The 22555-nt window shown below is 73.1% G+C and carries 19 protein-coding genes and 1 pseudogene; 9 read left to right on the forward strand and 11 right to left on the reverse strand.

The annotated features are described in order from the left end of the window. Positions 1-90 precede the first annotated feature (90 nt). The 5 genes from AB0903_RS00005 to AB0903_RS00025 form a co-directional block, all read right to left on the reverse strand. The gene (locus AB0903_RS00005) at positions 91-1923 is read right to left on the reverse strand and encodes a cation:proton antiporter (RefSeq protein WP_366697300.1); all 1833 of its coding nucleotides are present in this window, start codon (positions 1921-1923) and stop codon (positions 91-93) included. 243 nt (positions 1924-2166) lie between these two features. Further along, positions 2167-3006 (reverse strand): SDR family oxidoreductase, encoded by an 840-nt coding sequence (locus AB0903_RS00010; RefSeq protein WP_366697302.1) that lies wholly within the window; start codon positions 3004-3006, stop codon positions 2167-2169. 190 nt (positions 3007-3196) lie between these two features. Further along, the gene (locus AB0903_RS00015; protein WP_366697304.1) at positions 3197-4780 is read right to left on the reverse strand and encodes a GMC family oxidoreductase; all 1584 of its coding nucleotides are present in this window, start codon (positions 4778-4780) and stop codon (positions 3197-3199) included. A 162-nt stretch (positions 4781-4942) separates the two neighbouring features. Further along, positions 4943-5857 carry a cyclase family protein gene (locus tag AB0903_RS00020; protein WP_366697868.1) on the reverse strand — a complete coding sequence of 305 codons (915 nt, stop codon included), beginning with the start codon at positions 5855-5857 and terminating at the stop codon, positions 4943-4945. A 511-nt stretch (positions 5858-6368) separates the two neighbouring features. Then, positions 6369-6671 carry a 4a-hydroxytetrahydrobiopterin dehydratase gene (locus AB0903_RS00025; protein WP_366697306.1) on the reverse strand — a complete coding sequence of 101 codons (303 nt, stop codon included), beginning with the start codon at positions 6669-6671 and terminating at the stop codon, positions 6369-6371. A gap of 103 nt (positions 6672-6774) precedes the next feature. Between AB0903_RS00025 and AB0903_RS00030 the strand changes: the two genes are divergently transcribed. Then, positions 6775-7281: an FBP domain-containing protein gene (locus tag AB0903_RS00030; RefSeq protein ID WP_366697308.1), complete on the forward strand. Its 507-nt coding sequence runs from the start codon at positions 6775-6777 to the stop codon at positions 7279-7281. Positions 7282-7327: 46 nt separating this feature from the next. Here the strand turns inward: AB0903_RS00030 and AB0903_RS00035 are convergent, their stop codons facing one another. Further along, the gene (locus AB0903_RS00035; protein ID WP_366697310.1) at positions 7328-8866 is read right to left on the reverse strand and encodes an ATP-dependent DNA ligase; all 1539 of its coding nucleotides are present in this window, start codon (positions 8864-8866) and stop codon (positions 7328-7330) included. 232 nt (positions 8867-9098) lie between these two features. Between AB0903_RS00035 and AB0903_RS00040 the strand changes: the two genes are divergently transcribed. The 3 genes from AB0903_RS00040 (at position 9099) to AB0903_RS00050 (ending at position 11967) form a co-directional block, all read left to right on the forward strand. After that, positions 9099-10157, forward strand: coding sequence for a phosphatidylinositol-specific phospholipase C domain-containing protein (locus AB0903_RS00040; RefSeq protein WP_366697312.1), 1059 nt, complete (start codon positions 9099-9101; stop codon positions 10155-10157). A gap of 541 nt (positions 10158-10698) precedes the next feature. Then, on the forward strand, positions 10699-11118 hold the full coding sequence (locus tag AB0903_RS00045; protein ID WP_366697314.1) for an SsgA family sporulation/cell division regulator: 420 nt from the start codon (positions 10699-10701) through the stop codon (positions 11116-11118). 36 nt (positions 11119-11154) lie between these two features. Beyond that, positions 11155-11967, forward strand: a complete 813-nt coding sequence (locus AB0903_RS00050) for a helix-turn-helix domain-containing protein (RefSeq protein ID WP_366697316.1) — start codon at positions 11155-11157, stop codon at positions 11965-11967. On the opposite strand, the gene AB0903_RS00055 is transcribed toward AB0903_RS00050, so the two are convergent. Further along, positions 11957-12376, reverse strand: coding sequence for a hypothetical protein (locus AB0903_RS00055; RefSeq protein ID WP_366697318.1), 420 nt, complete (start codon positions 12374-12376; stop codon positions 11957-11959). The two genes, AB0903_RS00050 and AB0903_RS00055, sit on opposite strands and share 11 nt — an antisense overlap. Before the next feature lie 201 nt (positions 12377-12577). After that, entirely contained in the window at positions 12578-14731 is a 2154-nt protein-coding gene (locus tag AB0903_RS00060) for a phage holin family protein (protein ID WP_366697320.1), read from the reverse strand. 114 nt (positions 14732-14845) lie between these two features. On the opposite strand from AB0903_RS00060, the gene AB0903_RS00065 reads away from it, so the two are divergent. Together AB0903_RS00065 and AB0903_RS00070 are read left to right on the forward strand one after the other, a co-directional pair. Further along, the gene (locus AB0903_RS00065) at positions 14846-15628 is read left to right on the forward strand and encodes an MBL fold metallo-hydrolase (protein WP_366697322.1); all 783 of its coding nucleotides are present in this window, start codon (positions 14846-14848) and stop codon (positions 15626-15628) included. Between the two features lie 41 nt (positions 15629-15669). Beyond that, positions 15670-16290: a VTT domain-containing protein gene (locus AB0903_RS00070; RefSeq protein ID WP_366697869.1), complete on the forward strand. Its 621-nt coding sequence runs from the start codon at positions 15670-15672 to the stop codon at positions 16288-16290. Here the strand turns inward: AB0903_RS00070 and AB0903_RS00075 are convergent. Both AB0903_RS00075 and AB0903_RS00080 read right to left on the reverse strand, forming a co-directional pair. Then, on the reverse strand, positions 16270-17355 hold the full coding sequence (locus tag AB0903_RS00075; RefSeq protein ID WP_366697324.1) for an MBL fold metallo-hydrolase: 1086 nt from the start codon (positions 17353-17355) through the stop codon (positions 16270-16272). The two genes, AB0903_RS00070 and AB0903_RS00075, sit on opposite strands and share 21 nt — an antisense overlap. A 78-nt stretch (positions 17356-17433) precedes the next feature. Then, positions 17434-18651 (reverse strand): aminotransferase class I/II-fold pyridoxal phosphate-dependent enzyme, encoded by a 1218-nt coding sequence (locus tag AB0903_RS00080; protein WP_366697326.1) that lies wholly within the window; start codon positions 18649-18651, stop codon positions 17434-17436. A 189-nt stretch (positions 18652-18840) separates the two neighbouring features. On the opposite strand from AB0903_RS00080, the gene AB0903_RS00085 reads away from it, so the two are divergent. Both AB0903_RS00085 and AB0903_RS00090 read left to right on the forward strand, forming a co-directional pair. Continuing rightward, the gene (locus AB0903_RS00085; RefSeq protein ID WP_366697328.1) at positions 18841-20343 is read left to right on the forward strand and encodes a phosphatase PAP2 family protein; all 1503 of its coding nucleotides are present in this window, start codon (positions 18841-18843) and stop codon (positions 20341-20343) included. 97 nt (positions 20344-20440) lie between these two features. Beyond that, positions 20441-21250 (forward strand): methyltransferase domain-containing protein, encoded by an 810-nt coding sequence (locus AB0903_RS00090; RefSeq protein WP_366697330.1) that lies wholly within the window; start codon positions 20441-20443, stop codon positions 21248-21250. Positions 21251-21500: 250 nt separating this feature from the next. Here the strand turns inward: AB0903_RS00090 and AB0903_RS00095 are convergent. Then, positions 21501-21715: pseudogene (locus AB0903_RS00095) on the reverse strand (cupin domain-containing protein); the annotation flags it as partial. 380 nt (positions 21716-22095) lie between these two features. Between AB0903_RS00095 and AB0903_RS00100 the strand changes: the two are divergent. After that, entirely contained in the window at positions 22096-22452 is a 357-nt protein-coding gene (locus AB0903_RS00100; protein ID WP_366697332.1) for a VOC family protein, read from the forward strand. The last annotated feature ends 103 nt before the right edge of the window (positions 22453-22555 follow it).

Raw genomic sequence — 22555 nt, forward strand, 5'->3', positions numbered from 1 at the left:
GATCATGGAACAGAACCGTGGACAGACCATCGGGACCGACACCGGAACCCGCAGGTCACAGCGCAGCCAGTGGCCAGCGGCGAAGGAAACCTACACAGGGCGGTGGTGGTTAGGTCTCTCGTCAGGATCATGCCGCGCCGCCTCTGCCGGACGGCGGACGTCCCCCGGCAGGGCGGGCACCAGCACGACGACCGAGTCCCCGTCCCGCGAGGTGACCGCCGCCTGGTCCGTGACCGGTTCGAGCCGGCCGTCGGTCCGCAGGACGAACAGCACGTCGTGCTGCGGCGGCAGTGGCCGGGAGGCGGGCAGCACCGCGAAGCGGGCTCCCTGCGCGTGCCGGGTCGCCAGGGTGTGCCGGGTGAGCGTCCTGCCGAAGAGGATGGTCCCGCCGGTGTACGGGGCGACAGCGCCGTCCCTGTCGTCCGGGGGGCCGACCCGGTACACCGGACCGTCGGCGCCGCCCCCCATCACGACGGAGGCGAGCGCGTTGAAATCGTCGTCACCGGTCATCAGGAACACCGCGGTGACGCTCTCCGGTCGAGCGTCGTCGACAGCGGCGGCGGCCAGCAGTTCCCCGGAGGCCAGGGCGAGTCCCGCCTCTCTGATCCGGTGCCGCTGCTGTTCGGGCCCCGCCCACATCAACACGTCGAGTCCGGCGGACCGCAGCGCCCGTCCCAGCCCGATCACCCACGGATCGCCGCCGACGAGCAGCGGACGGGTTCGAGGGGAGACGACGACGCCCAGGGCGGTGGCCACCGGACCGGCCGTCAGCGCGTAGCACACGACGGTCCCGGTGATCACCAGGAAGGTGATCGGGAGGATCTTGTCCGCACCGTCCAACCCCAGGTCGACGAGGGCCGCGGAGAAGGTCGCCGCGGTCGAGGCGGCGACGATGCCGCGCGGTGCCATCCATCCGATGAAGGCCCGAGCTCCGGGGCTGAGGTCCGTGCGGAGGGTGGACAGACAGGCGACGAGGGGTCTCACCACCAGGACGAGCACGGCGACGAGGACGAGGCACGGCAGCAGCACGGGGGGCACGGAGGACGGCGGCACCGTGGCGGAGATGGAGACGAACAGCAGGCCGATGACCAACTGGACGAGCGTTTCGAAGAACGGCCGGCGGGAGGGCATGTCGAAGCCGGGCACGTTCGCGACCGCCAGCCCGGCCACGATCGCGGCGACGAGACCGGTGTCGTCGCGCACGACGTCACAGACCGCGGACACCGCGATGACGACGGCGAGCTGGGCGAGCGTGCCCAGGGTCTCGCCGAGCCGGAGCGTACGGAGCGTGAACCACAGGAGTGCCGCGGCGACCGCGCCGCCGGCCAGGCCGACCGCCAGGCTGAGGAGGAAGCCTCCGAAGCGGTACGCGCTTCCGCCGACGAATCCGCCGGCGGCAATGGACTGGAAGACGAGGGCGCCGAGGACGGCACCCAGCGGGTCGATGAGCGACCCCTCCCAGATGAGGATCCGCCGCACCGCGTCGGCCGGCCTGACGTACTCGAGCAGCGGCCCCACCACGGTCGGACCGGAGATGACGAGGATCACGCCCAGCATCGCGGCCACAGCGAGCGGGACGTCGAACAGCACGAGGGCCAGACCGAGGCAGGCCCCCCAGGTGATCAGTACGCCCAGCACGATCAGCCGCACCACGACACGGCGGGTGCTGCCCCCCAGACGGCGCAGGTCCAGCCCCAGGCCGGCGTCGTAGAGGATCACCGCCACCGCCAGCGAGACCAGGGCGGAGAAGTCGGGTCCCACGAGTTCGTCGGGCCGGACGGCGTCGGTCAGGGCTCCGGCGGCGAAGCCGACGGGAAGCAGCACGACGAGGGCCGGCACGCGCAGCCTGCTCGCCAGGATCTGGGAACCCACGGCGAGCGCCACGGTCAGGCCGAGGCCCAGCAGAATGTCGTCCTCGGTCACTGCGGCCTCACCTGTCGGAGGTCCGTGCCGCCATGGCCACGGGCGGTCACCTCTCGCCGCTCGTACCGCCGTGCGGGTCGGTGTCGCTGAGGGCTTCCGGTCTGCCGCGGGTGTCGAGCCGGGCAAGGGTGAACGCCATCGGCGACCTGGCGGGAGGCACCGGTGCCGGGGCGTCCGTCGGGAGGGCGGGAGTGCTGTGCTCGGGCGCCTTCTGCTGTCTGGGACGACGGGTGGGGGCGCAGGTCAGCCGCCGGTGGCGAACCCGGGGAACAGCGTCATCCCGCCGTCCACGTAGAGCGTGGTGCCCACGACGTAGTCCATGAGGTCGGAGGCGAGGCCGACGACGGCCCGGGCGATGTCCTCCGGCTCGCCGATGCGGTCGTACGGGATCAGCCTGAGCAGATCCTTCCGGGCCTCGGGCGTCTCCCAGGCGGCGCGGTTGATGGGCGTTTTGATGGCTCCCGGCGCGATCGCGTTGACGCGGATCTTCTGCGGGGCGAGCTCCTGGGCCAGGGTCTGCATCATCATGTGCACGCCACCCTTGGAGGAGGCGTAGTTGACATGGCCCGCCCAGGGAATCAGTTGGTGCACCGAACTCATGCAGATGATCTTTCCGGCCGCTCGTGACACCTCCGGGACGACCCCGCGGCGCAGGAACTCCTTCGTCGCCTCCCGGGCGCACAGGAACTGCCCGGTCAGGTTGACGTCCAGTACCTTCTGCCACTGGGCGAGGGTCATCTCGGTGAAGCGGGCGTCGCGCTGCAGCCCGGCGTTGGCGACCAGGATGTCGATCGTGCCGAACTCCTTGACCATCCGGTCCGTCATGGCGACGACCTGGTCCTCCTGGGACACGTCGGCCTCGTACGCCGCCGCGCGCACTCCGAGCGAGGTGATCTCCTCGACCACGCTCTCGGCTTCCTCCCGGCCCGTCACGTAGTTCACGACCACGTCGGCGCCGGCCCGGCCGAGCCCGATGGCCGTCGCCCTGCCGATGCCCGAGTTGGCTCCGGTGACCAGTGCCTTCTGACCTTTGAGCAGCTGGGCCGGGATCGTGTCCTGGAATGCGCCCGCGGTGGAATTCACGAATGCCTGCCTCCTCGTCGCCCGGCCGTTGGGCCGTCCGGCCCAACGGCCGGTCCGAGGGTCCACAGAAGCACCGGGCGGCCGGGGAGGCGGGGACCACCGAGGGGCGTTGGCCCGCTCGGCGGACGGTGTTCGCCCGTCCGGAGCAGCCACCGTGCGGGCGTCGGCCGGGCGAGGCCGGTGCCGTCCGTCAGCCGAGTCGGTCGAGGATGTGGTCTCCCACCCGCAGCGCGTTGGCGATGGCCGTCAGGGACGGGTTGACGGCGCCGATGCTGGGGAAAAAGCTTGTGTCCACCACATAGAGGTTGTCCAGGTCGTGGGCCTTGCAGTTGACGTCCAGCGCGGAGGTCGCCGGGTCGTCGCCGAAGCGGACGGTACCGGCCTGGTGGGCCGTGGCACCGATGGGCATGCCCTTGTGGAGGTAGAGGCTGCGTGACAGCAGCCCGTGCTCATGGCGCATGCCCAGCCTGCCGAGCATCTGCTGGAGCTTGTGCCGCAGCCGCGTGAGACCGGCGATGTTGTTCTTCTCGTCGAGCGTGAGACGGATGGTGCCGTCATCGCCCAGAGTGACTCTGTTGCCGGGCTGCGGCAGGTCCTCGCCGCACAGCCAGAAGTCGACGGCGTGACGGGCCATCACCTCGAAGGGCAGGTCGGGCGTGACGGCTCCGGCCCAGCGCGGGGCCTCGCCGTGGATCTGGTCGGCGTCGGACTTCCCGAGCATCTGGATGCCACCCAGCGGGTAGTCCCAGTCGTCCGCGCCGAAGTACCAGTCGTTCACGGCGAGGGTCTTCTGGAACCGGGTGTCGTTGGGCTCCTTCGAAATGGCCATCAGGGCCAGGTTGTTGTGCCGCATGTAGTGGCGGCCGACGACGTCGGAGCTGTTCGCGAGCCCCCGGGGGTGCTGATCACCGGCGGAGGCCAGCAGCAGGGCGGCGGAGTTGACCGCACCGCAGGCGACGACCACGATGTCCGCCGAGTACGTGGCCTCGGCCCCGTCGCCGTGCCGGGCGACGACACCGCTGACCGTGCGTCCCGTGGGATCGGTCTCCAGGCGGACCACCCGGGTGTTGGTGATCATCTCGACGCCGGGATGCCGCAGGGCGGGCTCCACACAGATCACCTGGGCGTCGGACTTGCCGCGCACCAGGCAGGGGAAGCCGTCCACACGGTCGCAGCGGATGCAGACGCTGGTGTGTGCGGCCCGCCCGTTGCCGTCCTGGGTCAGGTCGACCCCGATGGGCAGGTGGAAGGGGTGCAGGCCCTGCTTCTCCAGGTCGTCGCTCAACTGCTGGATACGCGGCTCGTGTTCGACGGGCGGGTAGGCGTACTGCGCGCTCACCGGACCTTCGCCGGGGTCCTCGCCGTGGCGTCCGTGCACGAGGTACAGATGTTCGGCCTGTGTGTAGTACGGCTCCAGGTCCTCGTACCGGATCGGCCAGGCGGGCGAGAGACCGTCGTGGTGCCGGATCTCGCCGAAGTCCTCCGGCCGGAGCCGGAAGAGAGCCGCGCCGTAGAACTTGGTGTTGCCGCCGACGTAGTAGTTCACCTCGGGCGGAAACTCGTTGCCGTGCTTGTCGAGCCAGAACTCCGGGGCACGGTACTTGCTCTTGACGAACACGGCGGTGGAGTCCCAGTTGTCCCGCTCGCGCGGAAGACAGTCGCCGCGTTCGAGGACGAGCACCCGCTTGCCGGAGGGCGCGAGCCGGTGGGCGAGTGTGCCGCCACCGGCGCCGGTGCCGATGATGATGACGTCGTAGTGCGGGAAGTCGCCCACGGCGACCACCGTCCTTGCTCTCGCGGCCCGCCTTCCGCGCGGACCTGACATCGCTCCGCAGAGCGGAGATCGGGCGACTCTGCACCTCTTCGAACGTATACGCCCTTCCGCCGTGCGGCACCCGGGGCCGGGCACCGCGGTCCCCGGCCGCCGGCCCCCTCGTCACAGCACGGCGATCGGGTTCACCGGGGAGCCGGTGGCACCGGGCAGTCTCAGGGGAGCGACCACGCACAGAAAGCTCCAGCGGCCGGCCTGCGCGCACAGGGGTGCCAGCTCCTCGAACTGCAGGTAGTCCATGAGGTGCAGGCCCATGGCATGTATGGCCAGCACATGGACGGGAAACGCGACACCGGCCACGGCGCTGGGCGCGGTGTCGTTGTTGCCGTCCGAACCCAGCGCAGCGATCCGCCGCTCCGCCAGGAGGCGCATCGCGGTCGGATGGAGACCTGCCCGTGCCTCGGCCGCCTTCCACGCCCCGAGCTCCCGGCGTCTGCGGCGATGACCGACCCGGACGAACAGGATGTCTCCCGGCCCGGCCCGGACCCCCTGGGCGGCCTCTGCCGCGACCAGGTCGCCGGCCGTCGCATGGTCTCCGGGTTCCAGCCACGGCACCTCTCGCAGCCGGGGAATGTCCAGGAGCACTCCGCGTCCGACGATGCCGTTGCGCACGGTGTCGAGGGACAGCGCACCCGCGCCCTCGGGTGTCACGCTGTCGGCCGGCACGCCGTTGTACAGCTCGCCGTCGAAGATCACGTGGCAGAGCGCGTCGAGGTGGCTGTCCGCGTCCCCGTGTACGTTCATCGCGAACCTGTCGAGGGCGAAGTGCAGTCCGTCGTCGGCGGTGCCCCCGTCGACCGGGCCGATCATCCGATGGCTCGCGGGGTGCGGGTCGTCGGGTCCGGGCTGTGTCTCGATGGGTGCGGCGAGCGACACCGTGAGCCCGGTGCGGATCTCGGCGGCGGCCGCCGCGACACGCTCGGGGGTCAGGTGGCCCAGGGCACCGCGGCGGTCCGCCGGGCCTCGCGAGGTGTCCCCGCGCAACTGTGCGTACAGGGCACGGAAGACCTCCTCGGTCATGCCTCGGCCGTCCGGTGCCTTCCTCGGCGCGGTCATGATGCCTCCCGGGAACGCGGACTTGACCGCGGGACGTGATGGGCGCGCGGTTCCAGGGCCGTGAGGTCCGTACCACCGCGGAAGGCGTCCGGCGGACATGACATGGCTCCACCTCTCGTGCCGCACGGCGGTCGCGGCACGGCCGGTGCGGAGGATCGCGCTGAGCCGGTCCGCCTCCTCCGGCTGCGTGCGCCCGTCGGAGGAAGCGGCTCGCGGACTCGGTTCCGTCATGAGGCCGTCACTTCCCGGTCTCCGGGTCGGCGCCACTCCTCACGCCACTCCTCACGAGCGGACCGTGGTCCGGGCGCACCGCCGCCGCTGCTCTGCGTCCGCGTGGCGGCGTCGGGGGCGGACGGCCCTCCGGGCCATTCCAGCACCCCGCGCGGGGCCCCGCATTTTCTGGCATCGAGTGTTCCCGTGGCCCGAGCCGGTGCTCCCGTGGCCCGAGCCGGTGCTCCCGTGGCCGGTCAGGGCACTAGTTCACGCCGTGCCCCTCCGCGATCCGCTCGACGCGCTCCGCGAGCTCGAAGTCCCGTTCCGTGAGCGCGTTCACATCGTGGGACTGGACGGTGAGGGCAACCGTGTTGTAGCCGAGAGTGAGGTCCGAGTGGTGGTTCAGCTCCTCCTGGATCTGGGCGATGTGCGCGACCATGGCGGTGGCCGCGAAGTGCGAGTCGAGGCGGTAGGAGCGGGCGATCCTGTCCCCCTCGAGGGACCAGCCGGGGAGTTCCCGGAGCCGGTCCTCGATCTCCTTCTGCGACAGCGACTCGGTGGGCATGGCCGGCTCCTTCCATGAGGGGGCGTCGGGACGGGGTCACCATAGATCCGATGCCCGGTAAATCGGATGCCCGCACCCGGCCACGCTGTGTACGTTCCACCGAGTGGAACCATTGACCGACAAACAGATCCGCGCGTCCTTCGTGAACTGCACCAAGGGTGAGGCCACCCGGATGCGCCTGCCCGCCGACTTCGCCGAACTGCCCTGGGAGGACCTGGACTTCCTCGGCTGGGTCGACCCGGGCGCCCCGCTGAAGGCACACCTGGTGCTGCCGCGGGAGGACGGGCCGACCGGCATCACCCTGCGGGTCCCGTCCGCCGGACGGACCAGTGCCCTGAAGTCGAGCATGTGCCAGGCGTGTCTCACCGCCCACGCCGCCTCCGGCGTGACACTGTTCGCGGCGCCGCTGGCGGGTCCCGCCGGGCGCGAGGGGAACACGGTGGGCACCTATCTCTGCTCGGACCTGGCCTGCTCGCTGTATGTGCGCGGCAGACGGCAGCCCAAGCTGCGGCACGGGCGGTACGAGGAGAACCTGACGCTCGAGGAGCAGATCGCCCGCACCATGGGCAATCTGTCGGCATTCGCCGACAAGGTGCTGGGTCGGCGCTGACACCGACGCCGCCGGGCGAGCGGCGCGGCGCCCACGAGGCGCGGGCTCAGCCCCCGGCGGACAGCACCTGTTCGATGGTGTCGGCCTGTGCCGCCGGCTTGTCCGGCCGGTGGCGCACGACCCGCGCGAAGCGCAGGGCGACCCCGGCCGGGTAGCGGCTGGAGCGCTGCAGTCCGTCGTAAGCGATCTCCACGACGAGTTCCGGCCGCACCCGTACCGTGAAGCCGTCGTCCTCGACGGCGAGTTCGCGCAGGGTCTCGGTCTGCCGGCGCAGCATCTCGTCGGTGAGCCCCTTGAAGGTCTTGCCGAGCATCACGAAGCCGCCGTCCGCCGCACGGGCGCCGAGGTGGAGGTTGGACAGCAGCCCGGTGCGCCGTCCGTGGCCCCACTCGGCGGCCAGGACCACAAGGTCCAGCGTGTGCACGGGTTTGACCTTCAGCCAGGAGCGCCCCCGGCGCCCGGCGCTGTAGGGCGCGTCGAGTGACTTCACCAGGACGCCCTCGTGACCGCGGTCCAGGGTCGCGGTGAAGAACTCCTCCGCGGCGGCGACCTGCTGCGCCGCGGCAGGGTCGTCGACGACGACGCGCCGCACCCGGGTGGGCTCGGGGACGAGCCGGGCGAGGATCGCGTGCCGCTCGTGGCCGGGCAGGTCGAGCACCGGCTCCCCGTCGGCGGCGAGGACGTCGAAGTACACCGGGTACAGCGGCAGCGAGGCACGGGCCGCCTCGACGTCGAGGCGCGAGCCCACGCGTGAGGCGATGTCCTGGAACGGTACGGGCCGGCCGTCGGCGGCCATTCCGATGACCTCGCCGTCGAGGATGAACCGGTCGCCGGTCATCTCGCGGGCCCGTTGGGCCACTTCGGGCAGCCGGTCGGTGATGTCGTCGAGGGACCTGGTGCAGATCCGGACATCCGTTCCGGCGCGGTGCACCTGGACGCGGATACCGTCGAGCTTCTCCTCGACGGCACAGGGGGTGCCGAGCGCCGCGACCGCCTCGGTCACGGACTTCGCGCTGTGCGCGAGCATCGGCTGCACCGGGCTGCCGACCCGCAGCCGGAACCGTTCGAGCGCCGCCGGCCCCTCGGCGAGCAGCGCCGCGGCCACCCGGGGCAGCGAGCCCTCCAGCATGACGGCGCGGCGCACATCGGCCGCCGGGGCACCCGCCGCCTTCGCGACCGCTTCGAGCGCGACGGCGTCCAGTGCTCCCTGCCGCACCTCTCCGGTGAGGAGCCGCAGCAGGAACTGCTGCTCCTCGGCGGTGGCCGCTGACATCAGCCGGTGGAGGCGGCTGCGGCGTTCCGCCTGGGCACCGGGGCCGGAGACCCGGGCGAGGGCGGCGAGCGCGGCATCGGTCCCTCCGACGGTGAGGGCCGGTACGGAGGCGGGCGGCACGGGCTCCTTCAGGAGGCTCCAGCCGATTCCGATACGGCCCTGCGGCACCCGTCCGGCGAGGTAGGAGATGACGAGCGCGACGTCCTCCGGCCATGCCTCCGTGAACAGGTCCGCCAGCGCGGCGATCTTGCGCGAGCGGGCGGAGGTGGCGGCGACCTCGCGGGAGACTTCGGCGACGCGGGCGAGCAGCATGCGGCCATCGTGCCCCGGCCGTACGACGCACGCACCCCGGCACGGCGTCCGCCGGACCGGCCCCGCGCGGCGTGCGGGCACCGACCGTGCGCGGCTCTCCACGAGCGCCCGCTGTGGCCGGGTACGGTCTCCCCACGGTTCACCCAACTCCCCTAGCCTTCCGTCGACTTGAGCCCGCCCGGCCGCGATCCGCCGGACGGGCCCACCTTTCGACTCAAAGGCAGGGACCCCCATGGGCACGCTCTCGCGCGCCGCTGTGACGACGACCGTCGCGGCCGGACTGCTCTCCCTCGCGCTCGCCCCCGCGCAGGCGACCACCACCGGCCGGGCGGACACGGGGCAGCTCCCGTACTCCTCCACCACCGGGGTCGGCGTCCACAACGCATACGAGAAGTCGAAGTACCCCTATTTCGCGGACGCGCTCGACTCGGGCGCGGCCATGCTCGAGATCGACGTGTGGACCAACGCCTTCGGCCGGTCGTGGCGGGTCTCGCACGGCAATCCGGTCGGGAACGACAACAACTGCGTGAACGCGTCGGTGGCCGCCGAGCTGCGCGGCAAGGCGAGAAACCAGGATCTCGGCGGCTGCCTGGCCGACATGAGGGCCTGGCACGACGCGAACCCGGGGCACCGGCCGATCCTGATCAAGCTGGAGCTCAAGGACGGCTTCCAGGGCCGTCAGGGCCGCGGCCCCGCCGCCCTGGACGCGCTGCTGACCGCGCGGCTCGGCGACGCCCTGTACCGGCCGGCCGATCTGGTCCGCGGGCATCAGGACCTCGACACGGCCGTGCGGGCGGACGGCTGGCCGGCGCGCTCGGTGCTGGCGGGGAAGTTCCTGGTCGAGCTGATCCCGGGCACGCTGGAGGAGGACAACCCGTTCGACTCCCTGTGGACGGACCGCGAGTACGCGACGCATCTGCGCGACCTCACCGCTGCGGGCCGCCTCGGCGAGGCGGGCGCGTTCCCGGCGGTGCACCACGCCGCGACGGGCGACCCCCGCGGCCGCTACGCGGACGCCTCGATCCGTCCCTGGTTCGTCGTCTTCGACGGGGACACGGCGGCGTACGCGGGCGGGTGGATCGACACCGCCTGGTACGAGCGGAACCACTACCTCGTCGTGATGACCGACGCGCACGGCGTCGCCCCGGCGATCGACGGCACGAACCCGACCGGGCAGCAGGCCCGTGACCGCGTGTCGCTGCTGGCGGGTCGGCACGCGAGCGTGGTGTCGGCCGACTGGTATCCGCTGCCGTCGGTACTGGGCTCGGTGGTCGTGAGAGGCGGAGCATGACCGAGCACACGACCTGTGTCCGGAAATCGCCCATCAGCCGGTAACTGGGCGTAACGCGCATCACAGCCGACCCTGGGCGTTTCCCGGAACGCCACCGAGTGGTTTATCGTTCATCTACACGTGGGTGCGGACGGGGCACTGCCCCCCGGGCCTCGCCATTCGCCCGCAGGGAAGATCGCCCGATCCGAGCCCTGTGGGAGCGCTCCGCCGAGAGGCGGCCGCAGCTCGCACCCACGCCCTGTGACCGCCCCGGCCGGAAACCCCCGTCCGGCCGGGGCTCGCTCCCTTCCGCCCCCGCCGCCACTTCCGCCCCGGCGGCGATGCCGGGCGGGCCGGGCCGCATCCCCTACCCGCACGTAACCAGCCAGGTGTCCCGTTTGTGGCGATTTACGTTGGCGCAAAAGCCTAGCCATCCTGGCGCAATCGTTTCAGTCTTGGTGATGCAGGTCACACGCGCCACTGGCGTCGCTGCACAGGCTCGCCTGCCCGTGCCGACGTACGTGCACGAGAGCGGATCCGCACAGCAGCAGAGGAGCGAGCGATGTCATCGACCATCGAGCAATCCGTCCGGGCCCGCCTCATCAGCGATGTGCCCCACCCCCTGGCCGTCCCGGTACTCCTGCGCTACAGCGACACCGACCCGTTCGCCGTGCGTATGGTCTTCCCTCCGGAGGCGTGCCTGAACGACACCGGCGTGACCTGGACCTTCGCCCGCACCCTGCTCGACGCGGGGCTGCGCGCCCCGTCCGGGGACGGCGACGTGCACATCTGGCCCTGCGGACGGGTACAGACCATGATCGAGCTGCGTTCGCCGGAGGGCGTCGCGCTGCTCCAGCTCGACACGGCGAGCCTGCGCCGGTTCCTGGTCCGCTCCTACGCGACCGTCCCGGCGGGCAACGAGGCGGCCGCCCAGGACATCGACCGGGCGCTCGCCGCGCTGCTGGGCAACGCACGGGGCTGAGGCGCCGGCGGGCCGAGTCCGTAATAACGTCTGGCCATGACAACTGCCGTGCCCGGTACCGGGGTCGGTCCTCTGCTGCGCCGCTGGCGCGAGGAGCGCCGGATCAGTCAGCTCGAACTGGCCCTGCGCGCCGACTCCTCGGCCCGCCACATCAGTTTCGTCGAGACGGGCCGCTCGCGCCCCAGCGAGGAGATGGTCCTGCGTCTCGCCGAGCATCTGGACGTGCCGGTGCGCCAGCGCAACTCCCTTCTGCTGGCGGCCGGTTACGCCCCCCGCTACGCCGAGACGCCACTGGACGACCCGGCGATGGAGGGGCTGCGCGAAGGCATGGAGCGGCTGCTCCAGGGCTACGAGCCGTACCCGGCGCTGGTCGTCGACGGTGCGTACAACGTGCTGGCCGCCAACCGGGGCATCGCGATGCTGCTCGACGGTCTGCCGGAGCACGTGCTCACCTCGCCGCTGAACGCCATGCGGATCACCCTCCACCCCGAGGGCCTCGCGCCCAGGATCCGCAACCTGCCCGAGTGGCGCGGACACCTGTTGGAGCAGATGGAGCGGCAGATGGCCCTGGCCCGCTCCGACGCGCTGCGCAGGGTGTACGACGAGGTCGCCGCGTATCCGCTGCCCGAGGGAGCCGGTGACGAGCGGAGCGTCGCGCCGGGCGAGGCACCGTACCCCTACTTCGCGCTGCCGCTGCGGATCGAGCACGAAGGCCGGACGCTCTCCTTCGTGTCGTCGATCGCGACGTTCAACACACCTCTGGACGTGACCGTCGCCGAGCTGGCCATCGAGACGCTGCTCCCGGCCGACCCGGCGACGGTGAAGTACCTGCGGTCTTTCACGCCGTAGCGGTGACGCGCAGGGCCGACCACTGCAGGACGGCGAAGCCGGCGACGGCCAGCGCCTGCAGCACGGTCCACACCGCGCCCACCGCGGTGGGGTCGAGCCACAGCGCGAGGGCGACGACGCTGACGACGGACCACAGGATGTTGGCGTCCACGACGAGCGTGACACCGGCCCGCGGCGGCCGGGGACGTGCGGCGAGCAGGCCCACGGCCAGGCCGTAGGCGACGAGGAAGGCCCCGAGGCCGAGGAGGAGCGTGCCGTCGACGCCGAGCAGCCGCCCGAGCGGCCCGGAAACCGCGGCGTACGCGACGCCGTTGGCACCGGTCACGACGGCGTCGGCAGCAAGGAACCGGCGCAGCATGGTCCGCGGCTCGGTGGTGCGGGAGATTCCGGTGAGCAAGGTCGTGGACATGGCGGATCAGCCTCCGTCGAGGTGTACGGGCCGTTCGTGGACCCGGGCCCCGGGCGGAGTGCGCCGCCCGGGGCCCGGTGACCCCAGACTGCCGCGCACCCCTGCGCCCGTCGATGACGCCCGAGGTAATGGCCCTCAGGCGTATGCGACGGCCCCGAGTCATCTCGGTGGCCCCGTTGCCGCAGCCGGTACCGAGCGCCGTCAGGGGGCCTCCGGCACCCCGTCCGGGGCGTCCGGCGACAGATGAGCGCCGCCGTCGACCGGGTTTTCCTCCTTCGCGGTGCCCTCCGGCAGGGGAACCCTCACCGACCCGCTCGGTCCCTGCGGCTCCTCGCCCTCCCGCAGCCACCGACGCAGCACCCGGTGCACCTGCTCCGCCCCGATCAGCTCGCCGCCGACGGCCGTCGGCGGCGAGACCAGATACGGCGACAGCAGGAACGCCTGCGACTGCTCCCCGCCGAGCCCGCCGTGCGAGCCGATCTGCTCCTCGAAGGCGTGCACCACACCGGTCTGCGGGTCGTGCATCGAGTTGACCATGATGTCGGCGACGTGCGGGAACGAGTCGGTGCGCCGCACGGCCTCGGCCGCGCCCGGCCCGAAACCGGCGAGCGGTCCGTCGTCGTCCTTCAACGCGTCGACGGGCACCTCCGCTCCGTCGGCGCCGAGCACCACCGAGCCGTGCTCCTCGCTGCGCACCAGCAGGAAGCCGACGCCGGGGTGGTTGGCCACCGTGCCGAGCAGCGCGGGGTGGCGGCGCCGGATCTCCTCACAGCTCATCCGGTACGGCACGTCGGGGAACGAGATCAGCGCCAGATTCCCCGAGGCCAGCACGATCGGGTCGTGCCCCGACGCCGGCCGCTCCTCCTCGCCGTCACCGGCCGGCTGCCTGTGCAGCGCCGTCCGCAGGGCGTCACGGGCCGCGTCCCTGGCCTCCGCACCGCTCTTCGAGCGCTCCGCCCGCCGCGACACCGGCAGCCCGCACCCGGCCCGCACCAGGTCCTTCAGGGTCAGCCCGTACGCCCCCTCGAAGGTCTCCCCCGGGCTCTGGCCGTGGTCGGAGAGGAGCACGATCCGGTAGGGGCGGGGCGCGTGCTCGGCGACCTTGGCGATCAGTGCGATCGAGCGGTCCAGCCGCTCCAGCACGGCCATCGCGTCCGCGCTGTGCGGCCCGGAGTGGTGCGCCACCTCGTCGTAGGCGACCAGGTCGGCGTAGACGGCCCGGCGTCCGGCGAGCATGTCCCCCATGACGGCGGCGACCACCACATCGCGCTCGACGACCGTCGCGAAGGCCCGGATGAAGGGGTAGAGACCGCCGCGGCCGACCCGCGGCGTGTCCCCGCGGAGCCTGGCGCGGGTCGACTGCCCGACCTCCCGGCCGACCTCGGCGACGAACGACAGCGCGGTACGGACGGCGTTGGCCGGGTCGGAGAAGTACGCGAAGTACCCCGCCCGGGAGCGGTTGCCCCTGCCGCGCCTGGCCGCCACCGACAGCACCAGGGCCAGTTGGCCGGCGCCACCGCTGAAGAGGTTGCCCCGGCTCGCGCCGTCCACCGTCAGCAGTCCGCCGTCGCCGGTGCGCGCGACGGCCCGCCGCTGCAGTTCGGCGGCGCTCGCCGGGCGGTTGCTGACCACGATCCGGCGGGTGTCCTTCTCGTACCAGCGGAAGGCGGGCACGTCGTGGTTGGAGCCGTGCAGGATGCCGAGCTGGCTCGCACCGGTCTGGCTGGACCAGTCGGTGCGCCAGCACGTGAGCCGGTGCGTCGCGCCGGTCCAGCCCGCGACGGTCGGCATCACCCCGCTGGCGGCGGCGGCGCGCAGCACCTCGTGGCCGACGCCGTCGAGCTGCAGGAAGACCGTGCCGGGCGGGCCGGAACGGGCGTGGGCGGACTGGCGGCGGCCGCGGCGGTGGGCGAGCCGGGAAAGTCTTCTGCGGTAGGCGTCGTCGTCACGGACGGCGAGCGCCGTGGAGGTGGCGGAGGCGACCGCCGACATCACGGCGGCGACGACGACCGCGGTCTCCGGGTTCGCCGCGCCGCGGCCGTCGGGGATGAGCCACAGAGCGATCAGCAGCAGGGAACCGTTGAGGAAGAACACGAGCAGGCCGAGTACCAGGGCCGGTACGAGCAGCAGCGCCCGTACGACCACGGGCCAGACCAGGCCGGTGAGCAGACCGAAAGCTCCGGCGCCCCAGGCCGCGGTGATCCCGGTCCGGGTGATGCTGTCGCCGTCCTCCGACTGGAGCCGGAAGTCCGGCAGCAGTCCGGCGAGAGCGAGCATCGTCAGCGTGGAGACCCCCCACACGACGGCCACGCGCACCAGCGCGCTGCCGACCCGGCGCCATCGCCTTTCGACCACGCCTCGTTCACCTCATCTCCGAGCCGGTCTCCAGCGTGGCACAGCGGGCAACGCGGCCGGCTTTCGCGCGGCTACGCTCGTACGGTACGGGCATCCGCAGCGAGGAGGCGTCGCGTGCCGGTGGAGGTCACCTGGTGGGGTCATGCCACCTGCACGATCGAGGACGCCGGGGTGCGGGTGCTGACCGACCCGCTCTTCGTGCGGCGCCTCGCCCATCTGCGGCGGCGCCGCGGTGAACTGCCTCCCCGGCAGGCCGCCGTCGCCGACGCCGTCCTCGTCTCCCATCTGCACTCCGACCATCTGCACCTGGCGTCGCTCGCCCGGCTCGCGCCCGGCACGCGGCTGATCGTGCCGCGCGGCGCGGCGCGTTCGGTGCCGGGGCTCGGCAGGCTGGTGCGCACGGCCGGGCTGCTCCTCACCGAGGTCGCGCCGGGCGACGAGGTGCGCGTGCGGGAACTGCTCGTACGGGCCGTGCCCGCGGCGCACGACGGGCGGCGGCTGCCGCTCGGGCCGCACCGCTCGCCGGCCCTCGGCTTCGTCGTCAGCGGCGAGTCGCACACGTATTTCGCGGGAGACACCGGCCTGTTCGACTCGATGGCCGACGAGGTCGGCCCCGTCGACATGGCACTGCTGCCCGTCGGCGGCTGGGGACCGTACCTGGGCCACGGCCATCTGGACGCGGTCCGCGCGGCGCAGGCGGTGGCCCGGCTCGCTCCGCGGGCGGCCGTGCCGGTGCACTACGGCACGTACTGGCCGATCGGGATGGACGGGATCCGGCCGCACGAGTTCTACGCGCCCGGCGACGAGTTCGCGCGCAAGGCCGCACAGCTGGCGCCGAAGGTGACGGTGCACCGGCTCGGGCACTGCGAGCGGACCGGGCCGGAGGACACCCGGTGAACGCACAGCGGGCAGAGGTGCTCGGCCGGTTGTCGGAGACGATGACCCGGCTGCCCCCCGAGTCCACCCAGCAGGCCGTGGGCTACCCGTCCCTGTTCGTGCTGGTGGCGCTCGGCGCGCTGGTGCCGGTCGTGCCGACCGGCGCGGTGGTCAGCTCCGCCATGGTGGTGGCCCTCCACCAGACGAGCCCGTTCTCGCTGCTGTTCGTCTTCCTCGTCGCCTCGGCGGCCGCGTTCGCCGGAGATGTGACCCTCTACTGGCTGGGGCGGCGCGGCGTCCGCTCCAGGAACGGCTCACGCCGGCTCGCCGCCCTGCGCGAACGCGCCGCGCCGGACCGGCTCGCGTGGGCGCAGCGAGGGCTCGACGAGCACGGGGTGGCGGTGCTGGTGCTCTCCCGCCTGGTGCCCGCCGGGCGGGTGCCGATCATGCTGGCGTGCCTGCTGGCCGGAATGCCGCTGCACGGCTTCATCAGGGGTGACGCCCCCGCGTGCCTGGCGTGGGCCGCGACGTACGGGCTGATCGGCGTCCTGGGCGGGGCGCTGTTCGCAGAGCCGTGGCAGGGCGTCGTCGCGGCGGTCGTACTGGCGGTGGTCGTCAGCGGTGGCCCGGCGTTGTGGCGCCGGTTCCGCTCGACGGGCGGCTCAGGCGGTCAGCACGCGTGATCCGCCGACCGGCAGGTCCCACAGGTGATGGCGCGGCCGGCCGGTGCGCTCCCAGGCGGCGCGGAGCCGCCGCAGCGGTTCCAGCACCGGCTCCGCGGAGAGCACGAACGTCGCCCAGTGCATCGGCGCCATGTTCCTCGCCCCGAGGTCGGTGCAGGCGAGGACCGCTTCTTCCGGGTCGGTGTGCACGTCCCTGAGCCACCATCGGGGGGCGTACGCGCCGATGGGGAGCAGCGCGAGGTCGAGGCCGGGGTGGCGGCGGCCGATCTCACCGAACCAGTGGCCGTAGCCGGTGTCGCCCGCGAAGTACACCGACCGGCCGTCGGTGCCGGTGAGCACCCAGCCGCCCCACAGGGAGCGGCAGGTGTCGAACAGGGTGCGCTTGGACCAGTGGTGCGCGGGTACGAAGTCGAACCGTACGCCGCCGAGTTCCGCCCCTTCCCACCAGTCGAGTTCGGTGACGTGCGTGAAACGGCGGCGGCGGAACCAGCGCCCCAGGCCCGCCGGGACGAAGAGCGGTGTCCGGCGGGGCAGGCGCCGCAGGGTGGGGGCGTCCAGATGGTCGAAGTGGTTGTGGCTGATGACCACCGCGTCGACGGGCGGCAGGTCGTCCCAGCGGACACCGACCGGGGTGATCCGTACCGGTGTGCCGAAGATGCGGCGCGACCAGACGGGATCGGTCAGGACGGTGAGCCCGCCGATCCGCAGAACCCAGCTGGCGTGCCCGGCCCAGGTCACGGCGACGGTCCGCTCGTCCACCTCGGGCAGCGGTCCCGGCTCGAACGGCAGCGCCGGGATGTCCCTCAGCCCGTCGGGGCCGGGCCGCACCGCGCCCTCTCTGGCGAACCGGGCCATGGCCCGCACACCGGGGAGCGGGGCGGTCAGCCGGTCGACGAAGGAGTCGGGCCAGGTGCGCTGCTCGTACAGGGGGCGGGGGCAAGGCCGCAGCCGCGGGGGGCGGGGGCAAGGCCGCAGCCGCGGGGGGCGGGGGCAAGGCCGCAGCCGCGGGGGGCGTGCCGCTGCCGGTGCGGGGTGCTCCGCCGGTCGCTCCGTCTGATTCGCCATCGGGATCTCCGATCAACGCGGTCCGGGTCCTTCAGCTCGTCCTGTCGCGCCCACCGCCGTGCGGACGGCGCGCCATGCTCATCGCAGTTGGTCGAATGCCGCCCCGAGCCTTTCCAAGGCCGCCGCGACATGGGGCAGTTCCAGGGGGGCCGGTGAGGCGAGCGCCTCCAGCCGCTCCTCGTCGGTGGCGCCCAGGAAGGGCGCCGTGTCCAGCCGTACGTGCAGGGCGCCCAGCTCGTCGCCGAACCGGTGTCCGCCGGGCACCGGCATGCCGAGGCGGCCGCTGAGATGGTCCTCGAGCTCCATCGAGTCGCTGACGCCGCGCGCCGCGAGGGAGCCTCGCAGCGGACCCAGGTCGGCGTAGAGGTGGCGCCCCGCCTGCGGGGGCCGGGACACCGCGCCGGCCGTCAGCACCAGGTGGTGGGCGGCGGCCGCGACCCGCGAGTGGAGCGCGGCCGCCCGCGTCGCCCGTTCGGTGACCTCAGGGGGCTCGTCGAGCGCGTGCGCCGCTGCCGCCGCCACGGGGGCGGGAACCACGGCCCCGAGCGCGGTGACGATGTCCAGGGTCCGGGCGCGCCGGGCCGCGCCGCGCTCCCCCCGCGGGAAGCGGGCGACGGCGACCGGCCAGGAGGACGGGGTGAGCGCACCCGCGAGGTCGCTGATGACGGTCACGTCCTCGGGATACATCTCGGCCGGGCTGATCAGCACGGTCTCGTGCGGCTGATGCACCGTGTCGCGCCAGGTCTCGTCGCTGACGATGTGCAGGCCCTCGCCGAGCGCCGCCTCGCAGGATTCGCGCACGGTCTCCGGCGGGGCGACGGTGGCGGTCGGATCGTCGGCGACGGACATCAGGAGCAGCCGGGGCCGGCCGCCCTCCGCCCGTACCCGGCGTACGGTCTCCAGCAGCGCGAACGGGTCCGGGACGCCGCCGCACTCCGCTGGGACCGGCACGTGGTAGGCGGGCCGCCCGAGCAGCCTCACCTGCGGCGTCCACCAGGCGGGGCACGGGCGGGGCATCAGCACGTCACCGTCGACGGCGCCGAGCAGGGCGAAGAGCAGGGACTGGGCACCGGACGCCGCGACCACTTCGCCCGCACGGGTGCGCAGTCCACGTCGCCACCAGTACCCGCAGGCCGCCTCGCGCAGTGTCGGCCCACCGCCGGGCGGCTCGTCCGCCGCGTGCCCCGCGGCCTCCGCGAGTACGGCGCTCAGCACGGGCAGCACGGGCAGTCCCGCACCGGGGGCGGGCGGCCCGTAGCGGACGGGTCCACGGCCTTCGGCGTCCGTCACCGTCATCGCACCCACCTCCGCAGTTCCCTCGTACCTCCGGAAACGCCTGCCCGGTCAGCGAGCCCTCCATACGAAGGACCACGAGCCCTTTATACGAAGGATCGGCCGCCCTCGCCCCGCGAGCGGCCCGTAAGTCATCGTGCGCCTGGCGGGGCCGGCCTGCGTGATGGCAGCGGGGCGGGGTATCCGCCGAACATGTCCGAAACGAACGCACAGGGAGAACAGGCGCTCCGCCGCCAGGTCGCGCCACTGCTCAGCGGCTGGGACCGGCGGCTGCTGCACGCCGTGGCGGCACGGGAGTGGCCGGGCGCAGAGCCGGTGCTGCCGAGGCTGAGCCGAAGCGCGAACCACGGGCTGCTCTGGTTCGGCACCGCCGCCGGCATCGCCGCACTGGGACGCGGCACCCGTTCGCGGCGGGCGGCGGTGCGGGGTGTCGCCTCCCTCGCGGTCGCCTCCGCCGTGATCAACACCGTCGGCAAGCGGTCCGTGCGCAGGGCACGGCCGCTGCTCGACGCGGTGCCGGTGATAAGGCGGTTGAAGCGGCAGCCGTTCACCACGTCGTTCCCCTCCGGGCATGCCGCGTCGGCGGCGGCGTTCGCGACCGGGGTCGCGCTGGAGTCGAAGGCTTGGGGCGCGGCCGTCGCGCCGGTGGCGGCGGCCGTCGCGTTCTCACGGATCTACACGGGTGCGCACTACCCGGGCGATGTGCTCGCCGGCGCGGCCCTCGGTGTGGGGGCGGCCTTCGCGGTGCGGGGAGCGGTTCCGACGAGGTCGCAGCTGCCCGCGCCGGGAACACCGCACACCGACGCGCCGGCGCTGCCCGGCGGCGAGGGCCTGGTCGTGATCGTCAACCGCGAGTCCGGCTCCGCGGGCATGGCGCCGGAGGTGCGGACCGCGCTGCCGCTCGCCGAGGTGGTGGAGTGCGCGCCCGACGAGCTGCGCGCCGAGTTGGAGAAGGCGGCAGGCCGGGGGCGGGCGCTGGGCGTCGTCGGCGGGGACGGAACGGTCAACAGGGCCGCGGCGGTCGCGGCGGACCGCGGCGTACCACTGGCTGTCTTCCCCGGAGGCACGCTCAACCACTTCGCGTACGACCTGGGTGTCGAGTCCGTCCACGACACCTGCCGTGCGCTCGCCGCAGGGGACGCGGTCCGGGTGGACCTGGGCAGGTTCACACCGGGCCCGGGCGGCAGCGCGGAGCCGGGCCACTTCCTGAACACGTTCAGCCTCGGGGTGTACCCGGATCTCGTGCGCATCAGGGAGCGCTGGTCACCGAGGATCGGCAGCTGGCCCGCGGGAGTGCTGGCGGCGTCGCTGGTGCTGCGGGGGCGGCGTCCACTCGATGCGGAGGTGCAGGGGCGGCGGCGCCCGCTGTGGCTGCTGTTCGCGGGCAACGGTGTCTACAAGGGCATCGACCCCACACCGGGCCACCGGCAGAACCTGGTGGACGGCCTGCTCGACGTCCGCGTGGTGCACGCCGGCCGGGCCCCGGGCTGGCGGCTCCTCGGCGCGGCCCTGGCGGGCAAGCTGGACCGGTCCCCCGTCCATGCGGCGCAGCAGTTGCGCCGGCTGCGGATCGGTGGCCTGGCGCCGGGGACGCTGCTCGCCTACGACGGCGAAGTGGCCGACGCGCCGAGTGAGTTGGTGGTGGACAAGATCACGGAGGCGCTGACGGTCTACCGTCCGCAGGCCCTGCTGTAGCGCCTCGATCTTCCGTCCACAACGCAAGACGCAGGTCTCGCATTACGGGACGTAAGCGTAGCGTACTGCTGTACTCGCCTCAGCAGAAGGAGACGTCATGCCGCAGGAGACCGCCGTCTACACCCACGGGCACCACGAGTCCGTACTGCGCTCCCACACCTGGCGCACCGCCGCCAACTCGGCGGCATACCTGATCGGCGAACTCCGGCCGGGGCTCGACGTGCTGGACGTGGGCTGCGGCCCGGGCACCATCACCGCCGACCTCGCGGAACTGGTCGCACCGGGGCGGGTCACGGCCGTCGACGCCGCGGCGGACGTACTCGACCGGGCGCGGGCGTACGCAAAGGGGCGCGGCCTGGACAACGTCCGCTTCGCGGTCGCCGACGTCCACGGCCTGGACTTCCCCGACGACGCGTTCGACGTCGTCCACGCCCACCAGGTGCTCCAGCACGTCGGGGACCCGGTGCAGGCCCTGCGCGAGATGCGCCGGGTGTGCGGGCCCGGCGGAGTCGTCGCCGTGCGCGACAGCGACTACGCGGCGTTCAACTGGTACCCCGAACCGCCGGTTCTGGACGAGTGGCTGGAGCTGTACCGGCGCGTCGCCCGCGCCAACGGCGGCGAGCCCGACGCCGGCCGCCGCCTGCTGTCCTGGGCCCGCGCCGCCGGCTTCACGGACATCACCCCCGGAGCGGCGGCGTGGTGCTTCGCCTCCCCCGCGGACCGCGCGTGGTGGAGCGGCCTGTGGGCGGACCGCACCGTCGCGTCGGAGTACGCGCGGATCGCCGTGGAGGGCGGCCATACGTCCCTCGAGCAGCTCGAGGCGATCTCGGAGGGCTGGCGCGCCTGGGGCGAACACCCGGACGCCTGGTTCATGGTCCCGCACGGTGAGCTGCTCTGCCGGGTCTGACGGCGCGGGCCCGCCCCGGCGGGCCGCCACGACCGCATGCGGCGCCACTCGGCCCGGCACTCATGTCGCCGTGCTCCGGCGTCTGCCGCCCGGACACCGCCGCCACCGGCTGCGGGCGCCGCCCCGCCGCCGGGAGCCCGCGCCCGCTGCGCGACCCGGCCGCGGGCGACCAGGACGAGGGCGGCCCGGAGGGCTGAAGTGGATACGCGTTGCCGGGTTCTGCCGCCTGGGCGGGCCAGGCAGTGGGGACGGGGCCGGGCGGGATGTGGGCGGTCATGACCAGATGGCAGGTTCAGTACCGTCGCCTCGGTGGGTATGCCCGGCGCCGCCGCCGCAGGTGGTCGTCTGTCCGGCTTCGACGGGGCGTTCGGCGCCGTCGACGACCAGGGTCATCCGCCCTGAGGTCACGCTGACGGTTTCGACGACTCCGGCCCGGTGGGGGTGGCCGGAGCACTCCTCGCCCGGCGCCTGCTCGCCCCGCACGCCGAGCAGACCACCGTGCACCACCTCACCCCGGAACAGCCGCAGGCCGACGTCTGAACGCTCACCGGCCTCGGACCGGCCGTCGGTGCCGGCCGGGGACCGGCGCCATGCTCCGCACCGCCCGGGAGCGCCGCAGGGCAGGCGGCGAGACGTCGAGCGGATCCGGCCCGGCCCGATCATCCGCGCTGACCACATGATGGGCAATTCACGTTGAGCGCCGTCGGCGGCATCGGTCCCAGGCACGGGACAGCCGGACCAAGTGCGCGAGGCGGCTCCCGCCCGGCGGGGCGCCCCGACGAACCGCGGGACGCGCTCCCGCCTTGCGGGGCCCTCCGGTCCCGACGCCAACTACCCTCGTCCGTATGGAGATCCTCGGAACCACACTCCGCATCTGCGTCGACGATCTGGAAGCCTCCGCGGCCTTCTACGAACGCCTCACCGGAGCCCCGGCGCTCCGCTTCGAGCGCGGCGGAGTCTCCGTCGCGGCCGTCGGCTGCTTCCTGCTGATGAGCGGCCCCGAGCCGGAACTGGAGATCCTGCGGAAGGTGTCGGCGACGATCGCCGTCAAGGACGTGGCCGACGCGCATGCCGCACTCACCGAAGTCGGCGCCCAGGTGCTCGCGGGCCCCGTGGAGACTCCCGTGGGCCGCACCCTGATCGCCGTCCATCCCGACGGGTCGGTCTTCGAGTACGCCGACCGCAAGCCGGCGGCGGCCTGAGCCTCCACGGCAGCACCCTTCAGCGGACCCCGGCCCGCCTCGCCCAAGGCCCCCCACGCGCCTTCTCCTCCGGGGACGACGGCCGGCAGCTCCGGTTCCCGTC

Source organism: Streptomyces sp. NPDC048389, assembly GCF_040706335.1.
Classification (GTDB): domain Bacteria; phylum Actinomycetota; class Actinomycetes; order Streptomycetales; family Streptomycetaceae; genus Streptomyces.